Below are 17,094 nucleotides of genomic sequence, written 5' to 3' on the forward strand. Positions count from 1 at the left end.
GCAAAAATAAGTTCTTTAGCGTATTTTAGGAGAGGTGCCAGAGTGGTAATGGAGCAGATTGCTAATCTGTCGACGGGTAACTGTCGCCAGGGTTCGAGTCCCTGTCTCTCCGCAAAATTAATGATAACTGTTTTCGGGGTGTAGCGTAGCCCGGTTATCGCGCCACGTTTGGGACGTGGAGGCCGCAGGTTCGAATCCTGCCACCCCGACAATTTTAGAGTTACGGGCTCGTAGCTCAGCTGGATAGAGCACCTCCCTTCTAAGGAGGCGGTCAGAGGTTCGAATCCTCTCGGGCTCACAAAAAACCTTACTAATATTTTAGTAAGGTTTTTTGCATTATATACTTTTTTTGTTTTAATTTATAAAGTTGGACCTTTTTAGTTACTCCATAACTTTTTGTGTTGAAACAATTTATTTGAGTTTGGGATTGATTTAATAGAGGGTCTTTATAAAGTAAATTGATGATAAGTGTAATTGCTGTTTTAAACAGCTAAAGTAAAAATATTCAGTTGAGATATTTTTTTGGGGATAATGATTACGACATTAAAATACAAATTTTGTCTATAATTAATTTGTCTTTTTGTGCATTATAAATGGATAAAATAAATTTTATGTAATTATTAGAGTTATAAATTTAATAGTGTATTAATTTAACCAATTTTTTTTGGATTCTTCATGTTCTCTTCCATTTCCTTTTTTAAATCAACGGCTTGAATATAAATAGCTAATTTACTACGTAAAAAATACAAAATAACAACTACAATTGCAGTAATTGGCACTGTATATATAAAATCTACCTCATCTGCATACTTTTCGCTGTCATTAATAACCGAGAATAATTGAAATAAATAGACTGAAATAGGAATTATAATGGCGTGAACCCACCAGTGTTTGTTAGTTAAAAACCATATTGTTAAAAGTAGGAGAGGTACAAATTTGGATAATAGAAAATAAATATAAGTTTGAACTCTTATATAGTGTCCACCCTTAATTACACCAAATATAGTTTCATAATTTTCAATAGAGTCAGGGATACTTTGGTGTATGTATAATAGATAAGGTGTGATAATTACTATTAAAAGAATAATACTACCTGTCCATAATGAGGTTTTTTTGTTGCTTTTCATGGGGTTAATTTAATCTTGGTTATTTCAAATATACTTTAATTATTTTAATTAATATGGTTTAATAAAAAAACCACAATAATTTTTTTATTGTGGTATCAATGCTTAATGCTAAAAAAATATTATTTATCCTCTTGTAGGTAAAATAATGTACTCTTTTTTAATAGCCGTATTGTCTGTAGAAGTGTAGCTTAAAACTGCAACTGCTACAAAAGCAGATACCATAAGCAATCCGAAAATTAATTTTAATTTTTTCATTTTTAGTAAGAATTAAATGATTAGTAAGAACATCGAATTTACATTTAATCTTACAAATAGGCAAATAAAATCCCACTTTATTTTTAAAAAATTTTAAAAATAAAGAGTTCGAAAAGCTATTTTTTCTTGTTTTTATAGGGGGTAAGCCATTAAAAATAAGATTTAAAATACTTTTTATTTTAGTATATAAAACTTCTATTTTGGAGATTTTAAAAGCAAAATTTGATTTTATCACATTAAAATCGGGTGTTTTAATGTTAAAACCAATAAATTACAAATTCTCTCCGTAAAAATTTGCAATTATAGGGACACTCTTATATATTGTAAATATATAAAAATATTTTAAGCATATAAAATATTTGTAAAAAAATGTATTTTATTGATTAAATCGTGTAGTTTATTTAATTTGAATAAATAGTTGCTTTGTTGCCACGTGAGAAGCCAATTAAACAAATGCCAAACTCTTTTGCAAAGTCTACTGCCAAAGTTGAACAGGCTGAAACAGCCACAACAACTGGGATTTTTGCAATAAATGCTTTAGATATTATTTCATAAGAAACGCGTCCGCTTACCAACATACCTATTGTTTGTTTTAAAGAATTATCGTTTAGTAGCTGACCAATAACTTTATCAACAGCATTATGCCGCCCAATATCTTCCTTTAATGCTAAAATTTGATAGTCTTTATTAAATAATGCAGCAGCATGTGAGCCACCTGATAGGTCAAAGGTTTCTTGTTTTTCTGTCATTTCAGAAAATAGTTGTTTTAATTTTTTGGTGTCAAATGAAAATTTAGGTTTAAGTTTTTTTCCAGTAACTGAAATGTCTTCTAATTTTTGCTTTCCACAAATTCCGCAGGAAGAAACGGATAGTAAAGTACGCTTGTTTAAATACCCTTTTCCAATATAGTTTTTTGGAATTAAAACATTTATGGTAGAAAAACCATTTTCTCTTTTTTCAATAATTTCAAAGTGTAAGTTTTTAATATTCTTATAAATATCTTCGGCATATAACAACCCTCTAATTAATTCAAAATCGTCACCCGGAGTTCTCATAACAACGGTGTAGGGTTCTGAATTAATATTTATTTGTAAAGCTGCTTCAACAACTAAAGCATCATTTACTTTTTTAGAATCGCCATTATTAATTTGTAAACCTTCGTAGTTTAATATTTGCATCTATTTTATTTTTTCAAAATCAACGGCCACAACTTTGTATTCAGGAGTCATTGTTTCCTTATCACCAACACTTCCTGTAATCAAATTTATAAATATTTCAGGTTGATGAAAAGTAGTTCTTAAAACGCCTCTTTTAACATTTTTAGAGTACTTTATGGAGATGTTAACACTTCCTCTATCTGAAAAAACACGAACAGTTTCGTTATCTTCAATTCCTTTAGCTTTTGCATCTCTTGGATACACTTCTAAAACGTCTTTATTTAAAATGGTTTGATTATCTGTTCTGCGTGTCATAGTTCCTGAATTGTAATGTTCCAGTTCTCTTCCAGTAGTAAGTATGAATGGATATTTTTTTCCGTGTGAAACAATTTCAGGGGATTCTTCAAAATCAAAATGATGAAAAGTTCCAATCCCTTTTTTGAAATTTCCATCAATATGAAGCATTTTAGTATCTGTTCCATCTTCTTTTATTGGCCATTGTAAACCATTCTCGCCTAAACGTTCCCAAGTTAAACCTTTCATAAACGGTATTACATCAGCAATTTCTTCAATTATTTTAGCAGCATCGTACGTTAATCCAGTTGGCTGAATGTAACCTAATCTGCTCATCATATCAATTATTATTTGTCCGTCTGGTTTTGTATTTCCAATTGGTTCAATCACTTTATTTACGCGTTGAACACGACGCTCACCATTGGTAAACGTTCCGTTTTTTTCGAAATAAGAGGATGCCGGAAGAACTACATCAGCCATTTCAGAAGTAGCCGTCATAAATAATTCTTGAACTACAATTAATTCTAAATTTTTAAATGCTTTGATACTATGATTTGTATTGGGATCAGTCATAATGGTGTCTTCACCCATAATATAAAGTGCTTTCAATTTTCCATCAATGGCTGCATCTAACATTTCAGGAATTTTTAAACCTTCAAATTCAGGCATTTTTTCTACACCATATTTTTGAGCGTAATAATATTGAACTTCGGAATCGTTAATATCTAAATATCCTGCACCTTGATGTGGTTGAACTCCCATATCAGCAGCTCCTTGTACATTATTTTGTCCACGTAAAGGGTTTAACCCAACACCATTTTTACCAACATTACCAGTCATCATTGCCAAGTTAGAAAGCAGCATCACCGTTTTACTACCTTGAAAATGTTCTGTAACACCTAAACCGTGAAATTCCATAGCTCTATCAGCCTTTGCATACGCAATGGCAGCTTTTCTAACTAATTCTTTAGAAACACCTGTAAGTATCTCTAATTCGCTCATATCAAGAGTTTCCACGTGTTTTTTGAAGTCAATATATTTTTCAGTATAAGAATCTATAAAATGTTGATTTACCAAATTTTCTTTAATAATATAATATGCAATCATATTTAAAATAGCCACATTAGTTCCAGGTCTAATTTGTAAAAAATAAGTTGCTAAATCGGCTAATTTTGTCTTTATAGGATCCACAACAATAGAAGTAACACCTTTCATAAAAGCTTGTTTTATTTTAGCGCCAGTTACAGGATGACCTTTAACTGGATTTGCACCAAATAAGAAAATTGCATCAGCTTGTTTTAAGTCTTCAATAGAGTTTGTAGCTGCACCGGTACCAAACGATTGCTGCATTCCGTAGGCAGTAGGTGCATGGCAAACACGCGCGCAACCATCAATATTATTGGTTCCAACAGCAACACGAATCATTTTTTGCATTAAATAATTTTCTTCATTGGTAGCTCTTGATGAAGAAATTCCTCCAATAGAATTAGCTCCGTATTTATTTTTTATTTCAATTAATTTTGAAGTGATAAAATCATAAGCTTCATCCCAAGTTACTACTTCAAATTTGCCATTCTTTTTAATCATTGGCTCACGAAGTCTATCTGGATGATCATAAAATTGAAACGCAAAACGACCTTTTAAACATGTGTGACCTTGATTTACTTCGGCAGTTTCTGGAGCTTGGATTCCTCTTATTTTTCCATCAATTACTGAAACATCTAATTGGCATCCAACACCACAATACGTACATGTTGTTCTAACTGTTTTATCAGCAATCAACGTTTTTGTTTCAAATTTATCGGTTAATGCTTCTGTAGGGCAAGTTTGTACACAAGCGCCACAAGAAACACAAGCAGATTCATCAAAAGTTGTATCAAATCCTTTAATAATGTTAATTGCAAAACCGCGACCGCTCATTCCTAAAATCATTTCCCCTTGAATTTCTTCACAAGCTCTTACGCATCTATAGCAATTGATGCATTGTGATAAATCGGATTTTATATAAGGATGCCCTTTATCTGGCTCAATATCGAAATGATTTTTGCCTTCAGGATAGCGTATGTTTGGAATTCCAATTTGAGCAATCGTTTCTTGAAAAGGTGTTGCTTTTTTCCCTTCTGAAGGCAAAATTTTATAAGTAGGGTAATCAGTTAAAACCAATTCCACTATATTTTTACGAAGGCGCTTCATTTTATCTGTATTATGATAAATATATAAACCTTCTGGAGTAGGAGTATGGCAAGATGCCATTATTCTTGTTAATCCATCTTTTTCTCTTGCCACTTCAACGGAACAAACTCTGCAAGACCCAAAATTTTCTAATCGGTCATCCTGACACATTGTTGGAATGGCGTTTTTGTTTTTTTCTATTCTACGCACAAACTCTAAGATAGTTTCACCTTCATTAAACTCATATGCTGTATTTTCAATATATGCTTTCATGTTTTTTTAGTTTGAAGTAAAATAGTGTTGAAGTTCCTCATTAAAATACTGCAAAGCATTTTTTATAGGAAGCGGAATTCCTCCACCTAACGCACAAAGAGAACCAATTTCCAAGGTTTCTAATAAATCATCAAATAATATCCTATCTATTTTGTAGTCATCGTTTTGCGCTTTTTGAAGCATTTCCATACCTCTAAAAGAACCAATTCTACAAGGATAACATTTTCCGCAGGATTCATCAGCTGTAAATTCCATCAAATGTTCTAAGAATTTTATCATTGGAAAATTAGAAGGAATTGAAACAATACTTGCATGTCCCAATAAAAAACCATTTGAATTTAACGATTCAAAATCTAAGGTTAAATCCCCAATTTTATGAATAGGTACAATTCCTCCCAGCGGACCACCAATTTGAAAAGCTTTTATATCTTCCTTAAAACCATTTCCAAATTCATGAAAAACGGTATGTAAATCAGTACCCATTTCAATTTCATATATTCCTGGTTTGTTGAAAAAACCATCAAGAGAAACTAATTTAGTTCCGGCAGATTGCTTGGTTCCTAATGAAGCAAAAGCATCTCCGCCATTTTCCAAAATCCAATGAATATTTGCAAAAGTTTCTACATTACTTAACACAGTTGGTTTACCAAATAAACCATATTGTGCAGGATAAGGCGGACGAACACGAACTTCAGGTCGAAGCCCTTCAATAGAATTTAACAATGCAGTTTCTTCTCCACAAACATAAGAACCTTGTCCTGGAATTACTTTGAATTTAAAATCACCAATCAGGTTTTTTTCTTGCAATTCAATTATTGCTTCATTAACTTTTTTAATTGAATCGGGATATTCACCTCTAATATATAAAATCCCAGTATTTGCACCAACAGTTAATCCTGCTACATACATTCCAAACAACACTTTATGTGGTTGATGTTCCATTAAATACATATCTGAATAGGCTCCAGGATCACCTTCATCGGCATTGCAAACAATGTATTTTTGTGTGTTAATTTCTTTTAAAACGGCATCTAATTTAAACCAAAATGGAAATCCAGCTCCACCACGACCACGTAAATTAGAAGCTTTTACTTCTTGAATTACTTGTTGCGGATTGGTTTTAAAATTTTTAGCTAATGAGTAAAAAGAAGTTATATTTTCTATTTTTGAGGTTAAAATTGGAGTTGTATTGTATCCAATGTTATAATCATTTTCTTGATTTCTTGACTGCGCTGGAGATGGCAAAATTTGCTCTAATTCATCAGGAGAACTTGCTGAATATGTATTTCCATTATACATAAAAGCATTGTTTGTATGACAACGACCAACACAAGCTGCGTGACCAATTTCATCTTTAGCAAAGTAGTTATCTAAGTTTTTGTAAAGATTATCTTGTGTTTTAGCCGTCATGCAGGCAGTTCCACTACAAATATGTATTTTTTTATTTCGGTTTTCTTCACGTGTAAAATCGTAAAATGAAGCAGTACCAACCACCACAGAATCGTCAATTAAAAAACGTTTTGCCAATTCTTGAAAATCTTCTTTTGAAGCATTTTTAAGAGATAAATTCGCGATATTTTCGAATAAATTATCCTTTAATTCTTTTCTAAAAGATAATGAGCGTATATTTTTATTTGCCATTTTAAACCAAGTATATTTAGCTAAAAATACTAAAATTATTTGTTTTGTGGTATTGTTTAAATCTTTTTACAAATAATAACTATATGATTATTAGTAATATCTGTGGTAAAAAAGAGATATTGATCGCCTCCATCAATTAATTGTGTTTTTTTACGAATTTGTGCAACAGTTTCGGGAAAATTTCGGGTAGTAATGTTCGCTTTTTTTGAAGGAATTAGTTTTGTTAATTCTTTTTTGTTGTAGGAAATTATATGTTTTATCTCAAAACTTCTTCCAGGAAAATCTATCAAATTTTCAGAAGTATATAAATGAGAATGTTGGTGCAATTTATCAACGTTTAATTTAGTGGATATTTGTTGAAATGCACCAGATTTTAAAATTGCAGCATTTGGTTCAAACAAATACTTTTTTGGTTCAGAATATGTTGCTGTTACTTCACTATATAACTTAAAATTGAATTTTTGAATGCTTGTTTTTTTGAAGTTAATTGTTTTAATGTCAGTTTGTTGATTATAATTTTTTTCTAAAATGAATAACAATTCTTTTACTTCATTTTCAATTGCAACTATATGAATTTCTTTAACAAATTTTAATTCATTTATTGCACTTGTAATATCTAGAATTGGTGAAATTTTCAGTAAAATAGTGTTGCTTTTTTTAAATAAAAGATCTAAATTTTCAGGAATATTAGGTAAACAATCTTCTAATAAAAAAACTTTTCCTTTTACATCATTTCTTCTGGATGGATCGCTATAAATCCAATCGAATTTAGACATTGTTTTTTCTAAATATTCTAATCCATCACCAACAATTGTTTCAATATTTTTCGTTTTTAATTGTTCAAAATTATGAGTTACAATTTGTGATAAACCTTCATTAATTTCACAATGAATTACATTTTTAACATTTTGTGAAAAATAATATGCATCCACTCCAAAGCCTCCAGTGATATCTATTAAGGAATTGCCTGAAACCAAATTAGCTTTATAATTTGCAGTAATTTCAGATGAGGTTTGTTCAATATTTAATTTGTTGGGAAAACAAATATTTGCTGTTTTAAACCAAGTTGGTAATTTAGATTCGCATTTTGATTTTGAAATAATTTGTTCAGCTATTTCTTGGATAGAAATTTCGTCAAACGGACTCCCTTTTAAAATCAGTTTTGTAATATCAGATTTTAAATTAGCATTAATAAATTGCTGAATTTCTTTATTTAAAATAGTAGTATTCAATTATTTATTGCTTAATTCAACGAGTTTAGTAATTGTTCTCCAGTTTCTAGATGTAGCAACAGTTTGTAACTTTTTCTCAATGATATTTATTGTTAATTTAGAATTTCCAGCACCAGCAGGATACTGAATATAAGCACAATTACCAACTATTTTAAGTTCTTCTTTATTTGTTATATATGGTTCAATAAGTTTAATTCCTTCAACAAAATAATTCTCTTTCAAAAGTATTACATACAATGCTTTGGTATCTATTGTTTCATCCTTCAAAAAAGGATTTGAAGTAAAAATATTTCTGAGATTATCTTTTGTTATAACGAGAACTTTAATTGTGTGTCCAAATTCATTTTTTACCTGTTCTACAATTTGTTCTTCAATTTTAGAATTATTTTTTTCTGAAGATTCAAAAATAACATTGCCACTTTGTATGTATGTAATTATATTGTTAAAACCCAGATTTATAAAGAGTTGTTTTAATTCAGCCATTTTAATTTTATAATGACCAGAAACGTTTATACCTCGTAAAAGAGCAATGTAAGTAGTCATTTATAAATTTTTTGTCAGTGATTTTACAATTTTATTGTCAGCTAAAAATGCTTTTAAAATTACTTTAATTACAGTATAAGTTGGAACAGCAACTATCATTCCTGTAATGCCAAACAAAACTCCTCCAATCATAATTACTAAAAATATTTCAAGTGGGTGCGATTTTACACTATTTGAAAATATTAAAGGCTGACTTAAAAAATTATCAATTAATTGGGCAATTAAATAGCCAATCATTACATAAATAGTGGTAGGTAATATTTCAGTTTGAAAATCTTGCCCTAAGTTGCTACTCATAGATAAAAATAACATTAAAACTCCACCAATTAATGGGCCAACATATGGAATTAAATTTAGAAGGGCACATAAAAACGCAATAACTATGGCGTTTTCAATTCCAAAAATAAGTAATGTAATTGTATAGATTATAAACAATATTGTAATTTGAAAAACCAAACCAATAAAATATCTAGACAATAAATTATTGATGGTTGTTAATGATTTTTTTAATTTGCTTTCACTTTTATCATTTACTAATACATAAATGGAGTTTTCCATAATATGTGTGTCTTTCATAAAAAAGAATGTAATGAAAATAATGGAAAATAATCCAATACTAATATTTCCAACAGCGCCGATAACTGAATTAAGAAGGTTTGGTATAGCAGTTACATTTTTGAAAAAATCAGAATGTTTTAATTCATTTAAAATATCAATATCATGTGCTAAAAAATAATCGTTAATTTGATTTAATAAATCTTGAATGTTGGACTGGAGTTGATCAATATTTAATAATGATAAATTTTGGCCTTGCTTTATTATTAAAGGAATAAACATGCTTATTAATCCAGATAAAATTCCTAAAAATAGTAGCATTGTTGTTAGTACTGCCAGAGTATTTGGGAATTTTAATTTACGCTTTAAGAAACGAATGATTGGACTTCCAATTAGTGAAATTACTGCAGCAACTGCAATATATACTATAATTGTTTGAATGCTAAACAAAAAATAGAGCAGTACTAAAACACCAATAATTATGGCAATGGCTTTTAATATTCCGTTTGTAATAGTGTTTGAAGTCATTTTTTAAAATGTTTAAGTGTTTATTGTTGAAAGGCTTAAATTACTTAATATTTTGAATTAAAACCCAACAGCTTTATCATCACCTCTATAATCAGCGCCACCTTCTAATTTTCCATTTGGTAATACTAAAATAGCATCTACTTTTCCTAATATTCTTGAGTTTTCTTGATTAATTTTATATCCTTTTTTTTGTAATTTTTGAACTAAAATACTGTCAAAACCTTTAGGTTCAAAAGTAACTACATCAGGTAACCATTGATGATGAAATCTTGGAGCGTCTACAGCTTCTTGCATTCCTAAATCAAATTCATAAACATTTAAAATAGTTTGCATTACTGAAGTAATAATAGTAGAACCTCCAGGTGAACCAACTGTCATAAATAGCTTATTATTTTTTTCTACAATTGTGGGTGTCATGGAACTTAACATTCTCTTTTCAGGTTGAATTGAATTTGCTTCTGCCCCAATTAGCCCAAACATATTAGGTTCTCCAGGTTTAGAACTAAAATCGTCCATTTCATTATTTAAAAAGAAACCGCCTTCAGAAACATATACTTTTGACCCATAAGCTCCATTTAACGTAGTTGTTACAGAAACCGCATTTCCATAACTATCTACAATCGAATAATGCGTAGTTTCATCACTTTCATAACCAACAATATTTCCGTGAGAAATAGAAGAAGATAGTGTTGCTTTATCCCAAGAGAAATCTTTCATTCTTTCTTGAACATAATCACTTGAAATTAAAGTGTCAATAGGGATTTTAACAAAATCTGGATCTCCTAAATAATAGGATCTATCAGCATAAGCTCTTCTTTCTGCTTCCGTAATTAATTGTATTGCTTCAACGGAATTGTGCCCGAGCGAAGCAATATCATAAGATTCAATTGCCTTGAAGATTTGGGCATTACAAATTCCACCACTTGAAGGTGGTGACATAGAAATAATTTTTAAACTTTTATAGGTAAACACTATTGGGTTTCGCCATTGAGATTTATAGTTTTCTAAATCTTCTTTTGTTATAATACCACCTAGTTTTTGAACATAGTTTACGAGTATTTCGGCTGTTTCACCTTTGTAAAATCCATCTCTTCCTTGTGTTTTAATTCGCTCAAAAGTTTTAGCTAAATTAGGATATTTAATTGTGTCTCCTTCTTTCCATTCTTCATCTAAAACAATCTGATGATTATTAACTTCTGTAAAAAAATGACGATATTTATTCAATCTTTCAGCCTGTTTTTTTGTAACAACAACACCTTTATTTGCTAAGTCAATTGCGGGTTGTATTAATTCTGAAAATGGAATTGTCCCAAATTTTTCATGCACTTTAAACAATCCATCAATAGTTCCAGGTACACCAACTGCCATTGCTCCTAAAGTGCTTTTTCCTTCAATAATATTTCCGTTTTCATCTAAATACATATCTTTTGATGCAGCTAATGGCGCTTTTTCTCTATAATCTAAAGCGCCAGTTTTACCATCATTTGTTCTGTAAACCATAAATCCACCTCCGCCAATATTTCCTGCAAACGGATAAACTACAGTTAAAGCTAAATCTGTAGCAATCATAGCATCAAAGGCATTACCACCATTTTGCATAATTATTGCCCCTATTTTAGAAGCTTCTTCACGAGCACTCACCACCATTGCGCTATCAGCTAAAAAACCAAGATTTTTGTTATTTGGTGTTTTTTCTGTTGAATTTTCTTTGCATTGTATAAATAAGAAAACTATTGAAAGGGATAGAATAAGTTTTTTCATATTGAAAGTAGTGATATTGTTTTTTCTTCAGTAAATTGTTCTAAATCTTCAAAAAATGAAGTGAAATCTTCTTCAAACTCTTTGTAATATAATTTTAAATCTTCAATGGCTAAATCCATTTTTGAAATTCCCTTGGTTCGTTTGTTCATTCCTTGTAAAATTCTTTCAATTCCATCAGTAGAAGCATAAGCTACCAACCAATTATATTCAATCATATAAGGTAGTATATTTTGAATTTTGGCAGGGAATATTTCTATATTTTCTTGTAAATATGAATACACATTTTCAGCATAAACCTTCAACGGAATCTCAGAATATTGTGACCAGTTTTTAGCTAAATAATGATCGTACAATATGTCAATAATAACACCACCATAATGGTTGTAGCGTTCATGTAGACGGCGCTTACTTTTTCTTACAATTGGGTGATTATCAGTATAATTATCAATTTCTCGATGTAATAAAATACCCGCTTTAATTTCGGTTGGGTATTCTTTAAATTTATTTCCTTTCACCGCATCTGCAATAAAATTACCAATGAGAATATTTTTATTGTTTTTAGATAAATATAGGTGTGCTAGAAAATTCATAAAATAAATTTAAACAATGATACAAAAAAAATCCGCTATTGGCGGATTTTAATGTTTGATATTTTGTGAGAATTTAGCTATTTAACATAACAGGCATTACCAACATAGTAATATATTCACCTTCTTCAACACCATCAATTGGAGTTAAAATTCCGGCTCTGTTTGGTAAGGACATTTCAATTAAAATTTCATTTGAAGTTAAATTACTTAACATTTCAGATAAAAATCGTGAGTTAAAACCAATTTGTAAATCATCTCCTTGGTATTCACAAACTAAACGCTCTTCAGCTTTGTTAGAGTAATCAATATCTTCAGCAGAAATGTTTAATTCAGTTCCTGCCATTTTTAAACGAATTTGATGTGTTGTTTTGCTTGAAAAAATGGATACACGTTTTACAGAGTTTAAAAATGTACCTCTGTCAACAGTTAATTTATTTGGATTTTCTTTTGGAATTACAGCTTCATAATTAGGATATTTCCCATCAATTAATCTACAAACTAACACAACATTATCAAAAGTAAATTTTGCGTTTGCATCATTATATTCAATAGTTACATCACTTTCAGAACCTCCTAAAATTCCTTTTAATAAATTTAAAGGTTTTTTTGGCATTATAAATTCAGCAGCTTCAGTTGCAACAACATCAGTTCTTGCATACTTTACTAATTTGTGAGCATCTGTAGCAACAAAAGTTAAACTGTCAGTTGAAAATTGAAAGAAAACTCCACTCATTACTGGTCTTAAGTCATCGTTTCCGGCAGCAAATATTGTTTTTGAAATTGCAGTTGCCAAAATTGAACCAGGTATAACTGTGCTGCTTGGTGATTCAATTGAAATTGATTTTGGAAATTCACTACCATCAAAATAAGCCATGTCATATTTTCCTTGACTAGAACTTATTTCAATATTATTAGCTTCAGTTTTAAAAGTTAAAGGCTGATTTGGAAATGTTTTTAACGTATCTAATAATAAACGTGCTGAAATAGCTACAGAACCTTCAGAGTCAGACTCAACATCAATTGTTGTGCTCATAGTGGTTTCTAAATCCGAAGCAGATATTTTTAATTCGTTTTGGTTTAATTCGAATAAGAAATTATCTAAAATAGGTAAGGTGTTGCTGTTGTTTATAACACCTCCTAAAACTTGAAGTTGTTTTAATAATTGACTACTGGAAACTATAAATTTCATTTATGATTATTTTAATGGAATGAATTACAAATATATTCTAAATATATTGTTATAAAAAAGATTTTTATTAACAGTTTATAATCATTAAATATAGCGTTGAATTAAGCATTAAGTAGGGTGCTTTATTTTTGCTAAAACAGTTATAATTATGTTAATTAGTAGTTTAGAAAAGTGAAGTAGCAAATTTATTTTATATTTGTTTTATTACTAAAAAAATTAACTTTTAATATGAAGAAAATACTTTCAGTTGTATTCTTGTCTTTTTTTTGCTCATTTATTTTAGTTGCGCAAGCACCTAAAAAACTAACTTCAGGTGAAATATTTGAGTCCATTCAAAAGCTTAATTTTTTAGGATCAGTTTTATATATTGCTGCACATCCTGATGATGAAAATACGCGTTTAATCTCTTATTTCGCGAATGATGTAAAAGCACAAACAGCCTATTTAAGTTTAACACGCGGTGATGGCGGTCAAAATTTGGTAGGATCAGAAATTAGAGAATTATTAGGTGTTATTAGAACTCAAGAATTACTGGCTGCCAGAAGAATTGATGGAGGACAGCAATTTTTTACACGCGCTAATGATTTTGGGTATTCTAAACACCCAGATGAAACTTTAGAAATTTGGAATAAAGAGGAAGTTTTAAGTGATGTTGTTTCTGTTATTAGAAAGTTTAAACCTGATGTAATTATCAATAGATTTAATCATAAAACGCCTGGATCTACGCATGGTCATCATACATCTTCAGCCATGCTAAGTGTTGAAGCGTTTGATTTTGCTTCAGACTCAACTTATAAAACGCATTTAAATAATGATGAAATTTGGCAACCAAAACGATTGTTATTTAATACATCGTGGTGGTTTTATGGAAGTGAAGAAAATTTTGAAAAAGCAGATAAAACAAATTTATTAAGTATAGAAATCGGGACTTTTTATGTAAATAAAGGATTGTCTAATAGTGAAATAGCTTCTTTAAGTAGAAGTCAGCATCAATCCCAAGGTTTTGGAAGTACAGGAAGTAGAGGAACTGAAACTGAATATTTAGAATTTTTAAAAGGTGATTTTCCGCAGAATAATAATGTTTTTGATGGAATTGATACTTCTTGGAACCGTGTTGAAGGCGGATATGCAATTGGTAAATTATTAGCTAAAGTAGAGCAGGAGTTTGATTTTAATAATCCTTCTGCAAGTATTTCTGAATTGGTTGAAGCTTATAAATTAATTCAAAATTTAAAAGATGAACATTGGAAACAGCTTAAAACAGCAGAAATTAAGAATGTAATTTTAGCTTGTGGAGGCATTTATTTAGAGGCAGTTGCAAATAATTCCTCAACTACTGCAAATTCAAAAAATACTATAAAAATTGAAGCAATAAATAGAAGTAAGTATCAGGTTTCTTTAAAATCGGTAATAATAAATCCATTAAATGTTGTTGAAAATAAAACTATTGAACTAGCAGAAAATGAATCACAACAATTTTCTATGGAAGTTGAAATTCCTTCAATAATCAATAATACGTTTCCTTATTGGTTAAGTGAAAAAGGTACTTTGGGAATGTATAAAGTAACTGACAGACAATTAATTGGCTTGCCGGAAACTCCGCGAGTATTTTCAGCAGATTTTGAACTGGATTTTAACGGATCTACAATTCCATTTTTAAAAGACGTAGTTTATAAATACAACGATCCAGTAAAAGGAGAAGTATACAAGCCCTTTGAAATTCTTCCAATTGTTTCGGCATCTTTTCACGAGAAAGTAATCATTTTTTCAGATGAAAATTCACAAAAAATTGCAGTAAAGGTAAAAGCAATTAAGAAAAATTTAGAAGGTAAATTAACACTTTGTGTTCCAGAAAAATGGAAAGTTTCACCAGCCTCATTTGAATTTAAATTAAGTCAAAAAGGGGAGGAACAAAGTTTTAATTTTGAGGTAACTCCACCAGAAAATCAATCAGAAGGAATGATTTCTCCAATTGTTGAAATTGGTGGTAAAACGTATACAAATGAATTGGTTGAAATTGATTACAATCATATTCCTTTTCAATCTATAATAATGCCTTCCGAAGCAAAAGTTGTACGGTTAAACATAGAAAAAAAAGGTCAAATTATTGGATATATTCAGGGAGCTGGAGATGCTGTTCCAACCAATTTACGACAAATAGGTTATACTGTTGTTGAACTTAATGAAGATGATATTACACCCGAAAAACTAGCTAATTTTGATGCAGTTGTTTTAGGAATTAGAGCCTATAATACAAATGAGAGAGCTAAATTTTATCAAAAGGATCTACATAATTATGTACAAAAAGGAGGTACATTAATTGCGCAATACAACACAAGTCACAGAGTAATTGTTGATGAAGTTGCACCATATTCTATAAAACTTTCTAGGTATAGAGTTACCGATGAAAATTCTGAAGTAAGAATTATCAATCCAAATCATGAATTATTAAACTATCCTAATAAAATAGTGGCTTCAGATTTTGATGGTTGGGTGCAAGAGCGCGGTTTGTATTTTCCTGATGAATGGGATTCAAAATTTGAGCCAATTATAAGTATGAATGATAAAAATGAATCTCCTAAAAATGGTAGTATTTTAGTTGCAAAATACGGTGAAGGAAATTTTATTTATACAGGATTGAGCTTTTTTAGAGAATTGCCTGCAGGTGTTTCTGGAGCTTATAAATTGTTTGCAAATATGCTTTCAGTTGGGAAAAATAATGTAGATAAACCAATAAAAAACTAACTATGGAACAACCTAAATATGTTTGGAAAAAAGAATATTCAGTTGTTTTAATAGCGAATGCAGTTTATATTATGTTGTTTTATTTAATAATGACTTCCTATTCATAAATTATGGAGCAAATAGACTGGATTGTACTCATAGGAACGTTATTGTTTATAGTATCATATGGAGCTTATAAAACAAAAGGCAGCAAAAATGTAACAGATTATATTAAAGGTGGAAGTGAAGCAAAATGGTGGACAATTGGTCTTTCTGTTATGGCAACACAAGCAAGCGCTATTACCTTTTTATCAACTCCCGGACAAGCTTTTCATAGTGGAATGGGCTTTGTGCAATTCTACTTTGGATTGCCAATAGCAATGGTGGTTATTTGTTTGGTTTTTATTCCAATTTATCACAGATTAAAAGTTTTTACTGCCTATGAATTTTTAGAAGCCAGATTCGATTTAAAAACAAGGAGTTTAGCTGCAATTTTATTTTTAATTCAACGTGGTTTAGCTGCTGGAATCACCATTTTTGCACCTGCTATTATTCTGTCGGCTGTTTTAGGATGGAATTTAGCAATGTTAAATATTATTATTGGTGTTTTAGTTATTATTTATACGGTAAGTGGCGGAACTAAAGCCGTTAGCGTTACGCAAAAACAACAAATGGCTGTTATTTTTGGCGGAATGTTTATTGCATTTTATTTAATTGTAAGTTATTTACCTGCGGATATTTCGTTTTCAAAAGCATTAAAAATTGCTGGTGCAAGTGGTAAAATGAATGTGCTGGATTTCTCTTTTAATTTAGATAATAGATATACTTTTTGGAGCGGAATTATTGGTGGTACTTTTTTAGCACTTTCTTATTTTGGAACAGATCAAAGTCAGGTTCAGCGTTATTTGTCAGGGAAATCTATGAAGGAGATGCAGTTAGGTCTTATTTTTAACGGATTGTTAAAAGTTCCAATGCAATTTTTTATCTTATTGGTTGGTGTTATGGTTTTTGTGTTTTATCAATTTAATGCATCTCCATTAAATTTTAATCCTA

At 30.1% G+C, this 17,094-nt stretch carries 12 protein-coding genes, 3 tRNA genes and 1 pseudogene; 5 read left to right on the forward strand and 11 right to left on the reverse strand.

Annotated elements, in window-relative coordinates:
• Window positions 1–28: 28 nt before the first annotated feature.
• From ABY863_RS03965 to ABY863_RS03975, 3 genes are all read left to right on the forward strand, one after another.
• Window positions 29–112: transfer RNA gene (locus ABY863_RS03965), tRNA-Ser, on the forward strand.
• A 22-nt stretch (window positions 113–134) separates the two neighbouring features.
• Window positions 135–209: transfer RNA gene (locus ABY863_RS03970), tRNA-Pro, on the forward strand.
• A gap of 15 nt (window positions 210–224) precedes the next feature.
• Window positions 225–298 (forward strand) — tRNA-Arg (locus tag ABY863_RS03975).
• 352 nt (window positions 299–650) lie between these two features.
• Here ABY863_RS03975 and ABY863_RS03980 read toward each other — a convergent pair.
• The 11 genes from ABY863_RS03980 to dnaN all read right to left on the reverse strand — a co-directional run bounded on the left by ABY863_RS03980 (window position 651) and on the right by dnaN (window position 13,317).
• Complete coding sequence (locus tag ABY863_RS03980; RefSeq protein WP_372792970.1) at window positions 651–1,127, reverse strand: hypothetical protein; 477 nt, start codon at window positions 1,125–1,127, stop codon at window positions 651–653.
• Window positions 1,128–1,250: 123 nt separating this feature from the next.
• Window positions 1,251–1,382, reverse strand: a complete 132-nt coding sequence (locus ABY863_RS03985) for a hypothetical protein (RefSeq protein ID WP_372792971.1) — start codon at window positions 1,380–1,382, stop codon at window positions 1,251–1,253.
• 401 nt (window positions 1,383–1,783) lie between these two features.
• The gene (fdhD, locus tag ABY863_RS03990; protein ID WP_372792972.1) at window positions 1,784–2,560 is read right to left on the reverse strand and encodes a formate dehydrogenase accessory sulfurtransferase FdhD; all 777 of its coding nucleotides are present in this window, start codon (window positions 2,558–2,560) and stop codon (window positions 1,784–1,786) included.
• Complete coding sequence (fdhF, locus tag ABY863_RS03995) at window positions 2,561–5,278, reverse strand: formate dehydrogenase subunit alpha (protein WP_372792973.1); 2,718 nt, start codon at window positions 5,276–5,278, stop codon at window positions 2,561–2,563.
• Between the two features lie 6 nt (window positions 5,279–5,284).
• On the reverse strand, window positions 5,285–6,919 hold the full coding sequence (locus tag ABY863_RS04000; RefSeq protein ID WP_372792974.1) for an NADH-ubiquinone oxidoreductase-F iron-sulfur binding region domain-containing protein: 1,635 nt from the start codon (window positions 6,917–6,919) through the stop codon (window positions 5,285–5,287).
• Window positions 6,920–6,975: 56 nt separating this feature from the next.
• The gene (locus ABY863_RS04005; protein WP_372792975.1) at window positions 6,976–8,151 is read right to left on the reverse strand and encodes a class I SAM-dependent methyltransferase; all 1,176 of its coding nucleotides are present in this window, start codon (window positions 8,149–8,151) and stop codon (window positions 6,976–6,978) included.
• Window positions 8,152–8,694, reverse strand: a complete 543-nt coding sequence (locus tag ABY863_RS04010) for a DUF1697 domain-containing protein (RefSeq protein ID WP_372792976.1) — start codon at window positions 8,692–8,694, stop codon at window positions 8,152–8,154. It abuts the gene before it with no gap.
• Window positions 8,695–9,777 carry an AI-2E family transporter gene (locus tag ABY863_RS04015; RefSeq protein ID WP_372792977.1) on the reverse strand — a complete coding sequence of 361 codons (1,083 nt, stop codon included), beginning with the start codon at window positions 9,775–9,777 and terminating at the stop codon, window positions 8,695–8,697.
• A gap of 57 nt (window positions 9,778–9,834) precedes the next feature.
• Window positions 9,835–11,538 carry a gamma-glutamyltransferase gene (gene ggt, locus ABY863_RS04020; RefSeq protein ID WP_372792978.1) on the reverse strand — a complete coding sequence of 568 codons (1,704 nt, stop codon included), beginning with the start codon at window positions 11,536–11,538 and terminating at the stop codon, window positions 9,835–9,837.
• Entirely contained in the window at window positions 11,535–12,128 is a 594-nt protein-coding gene (locus tag ABY863_RS04025; RefSeq protein ID WP_372792979.1) for an ACP phosphodiesterase, read from the reverse strand. The genes ggt and ABY863_RS04025 overlap by 4 nt, the downstream gene beginning before the upstream one ends.
• A gap of 73 nt (window positions 12,129–12,201) precedes the next feature.
• Window positions 12,202–13,317: a DNA polymerase III subunit beta gene (gene dnaN / locus ABY863_RS04030; RefSeq protein WP_372792980.1), complete on the reverse strand. Its 1,116-nt coding sequence runs from the start codon at window positions 13,315–13,317 to the stop codon at window positions 12,202–12,204.
• 228 nt (window positions 13,318–13,545) lie between these two features.
• Here dnaN and ABY863_RS04035 point away from each other — a divergent pair, with 228 nt between their 5' ends.
• Window positions 13,546–16,062 (forward strand): PIG-L family deacetylase, encoded by a 2,517-nt coding sequence (locus ABY863_RS04035; protein WP_372792981.1) that lies wholly within the window; start codon window positions 13,546–13,548, stop codon window positions 16,060–16,062.
• A 110-nt stretch (window positions 16,063–16,172) separates the two neighbouring features.
• Window positions 16,173–17,094, forward strand: a pseudogene (locus ABY863_RS04040) (sodium:solute symporter); the annotation flags it as partial.

It is taken from the genome of Lutibacter sp., assembly GCF_041562875.1.
GTDB lineage: Bacteria > Bacteroidota > Bacteroidia > Flavobacteriales > Flavobacteriaceae > Lutibacter.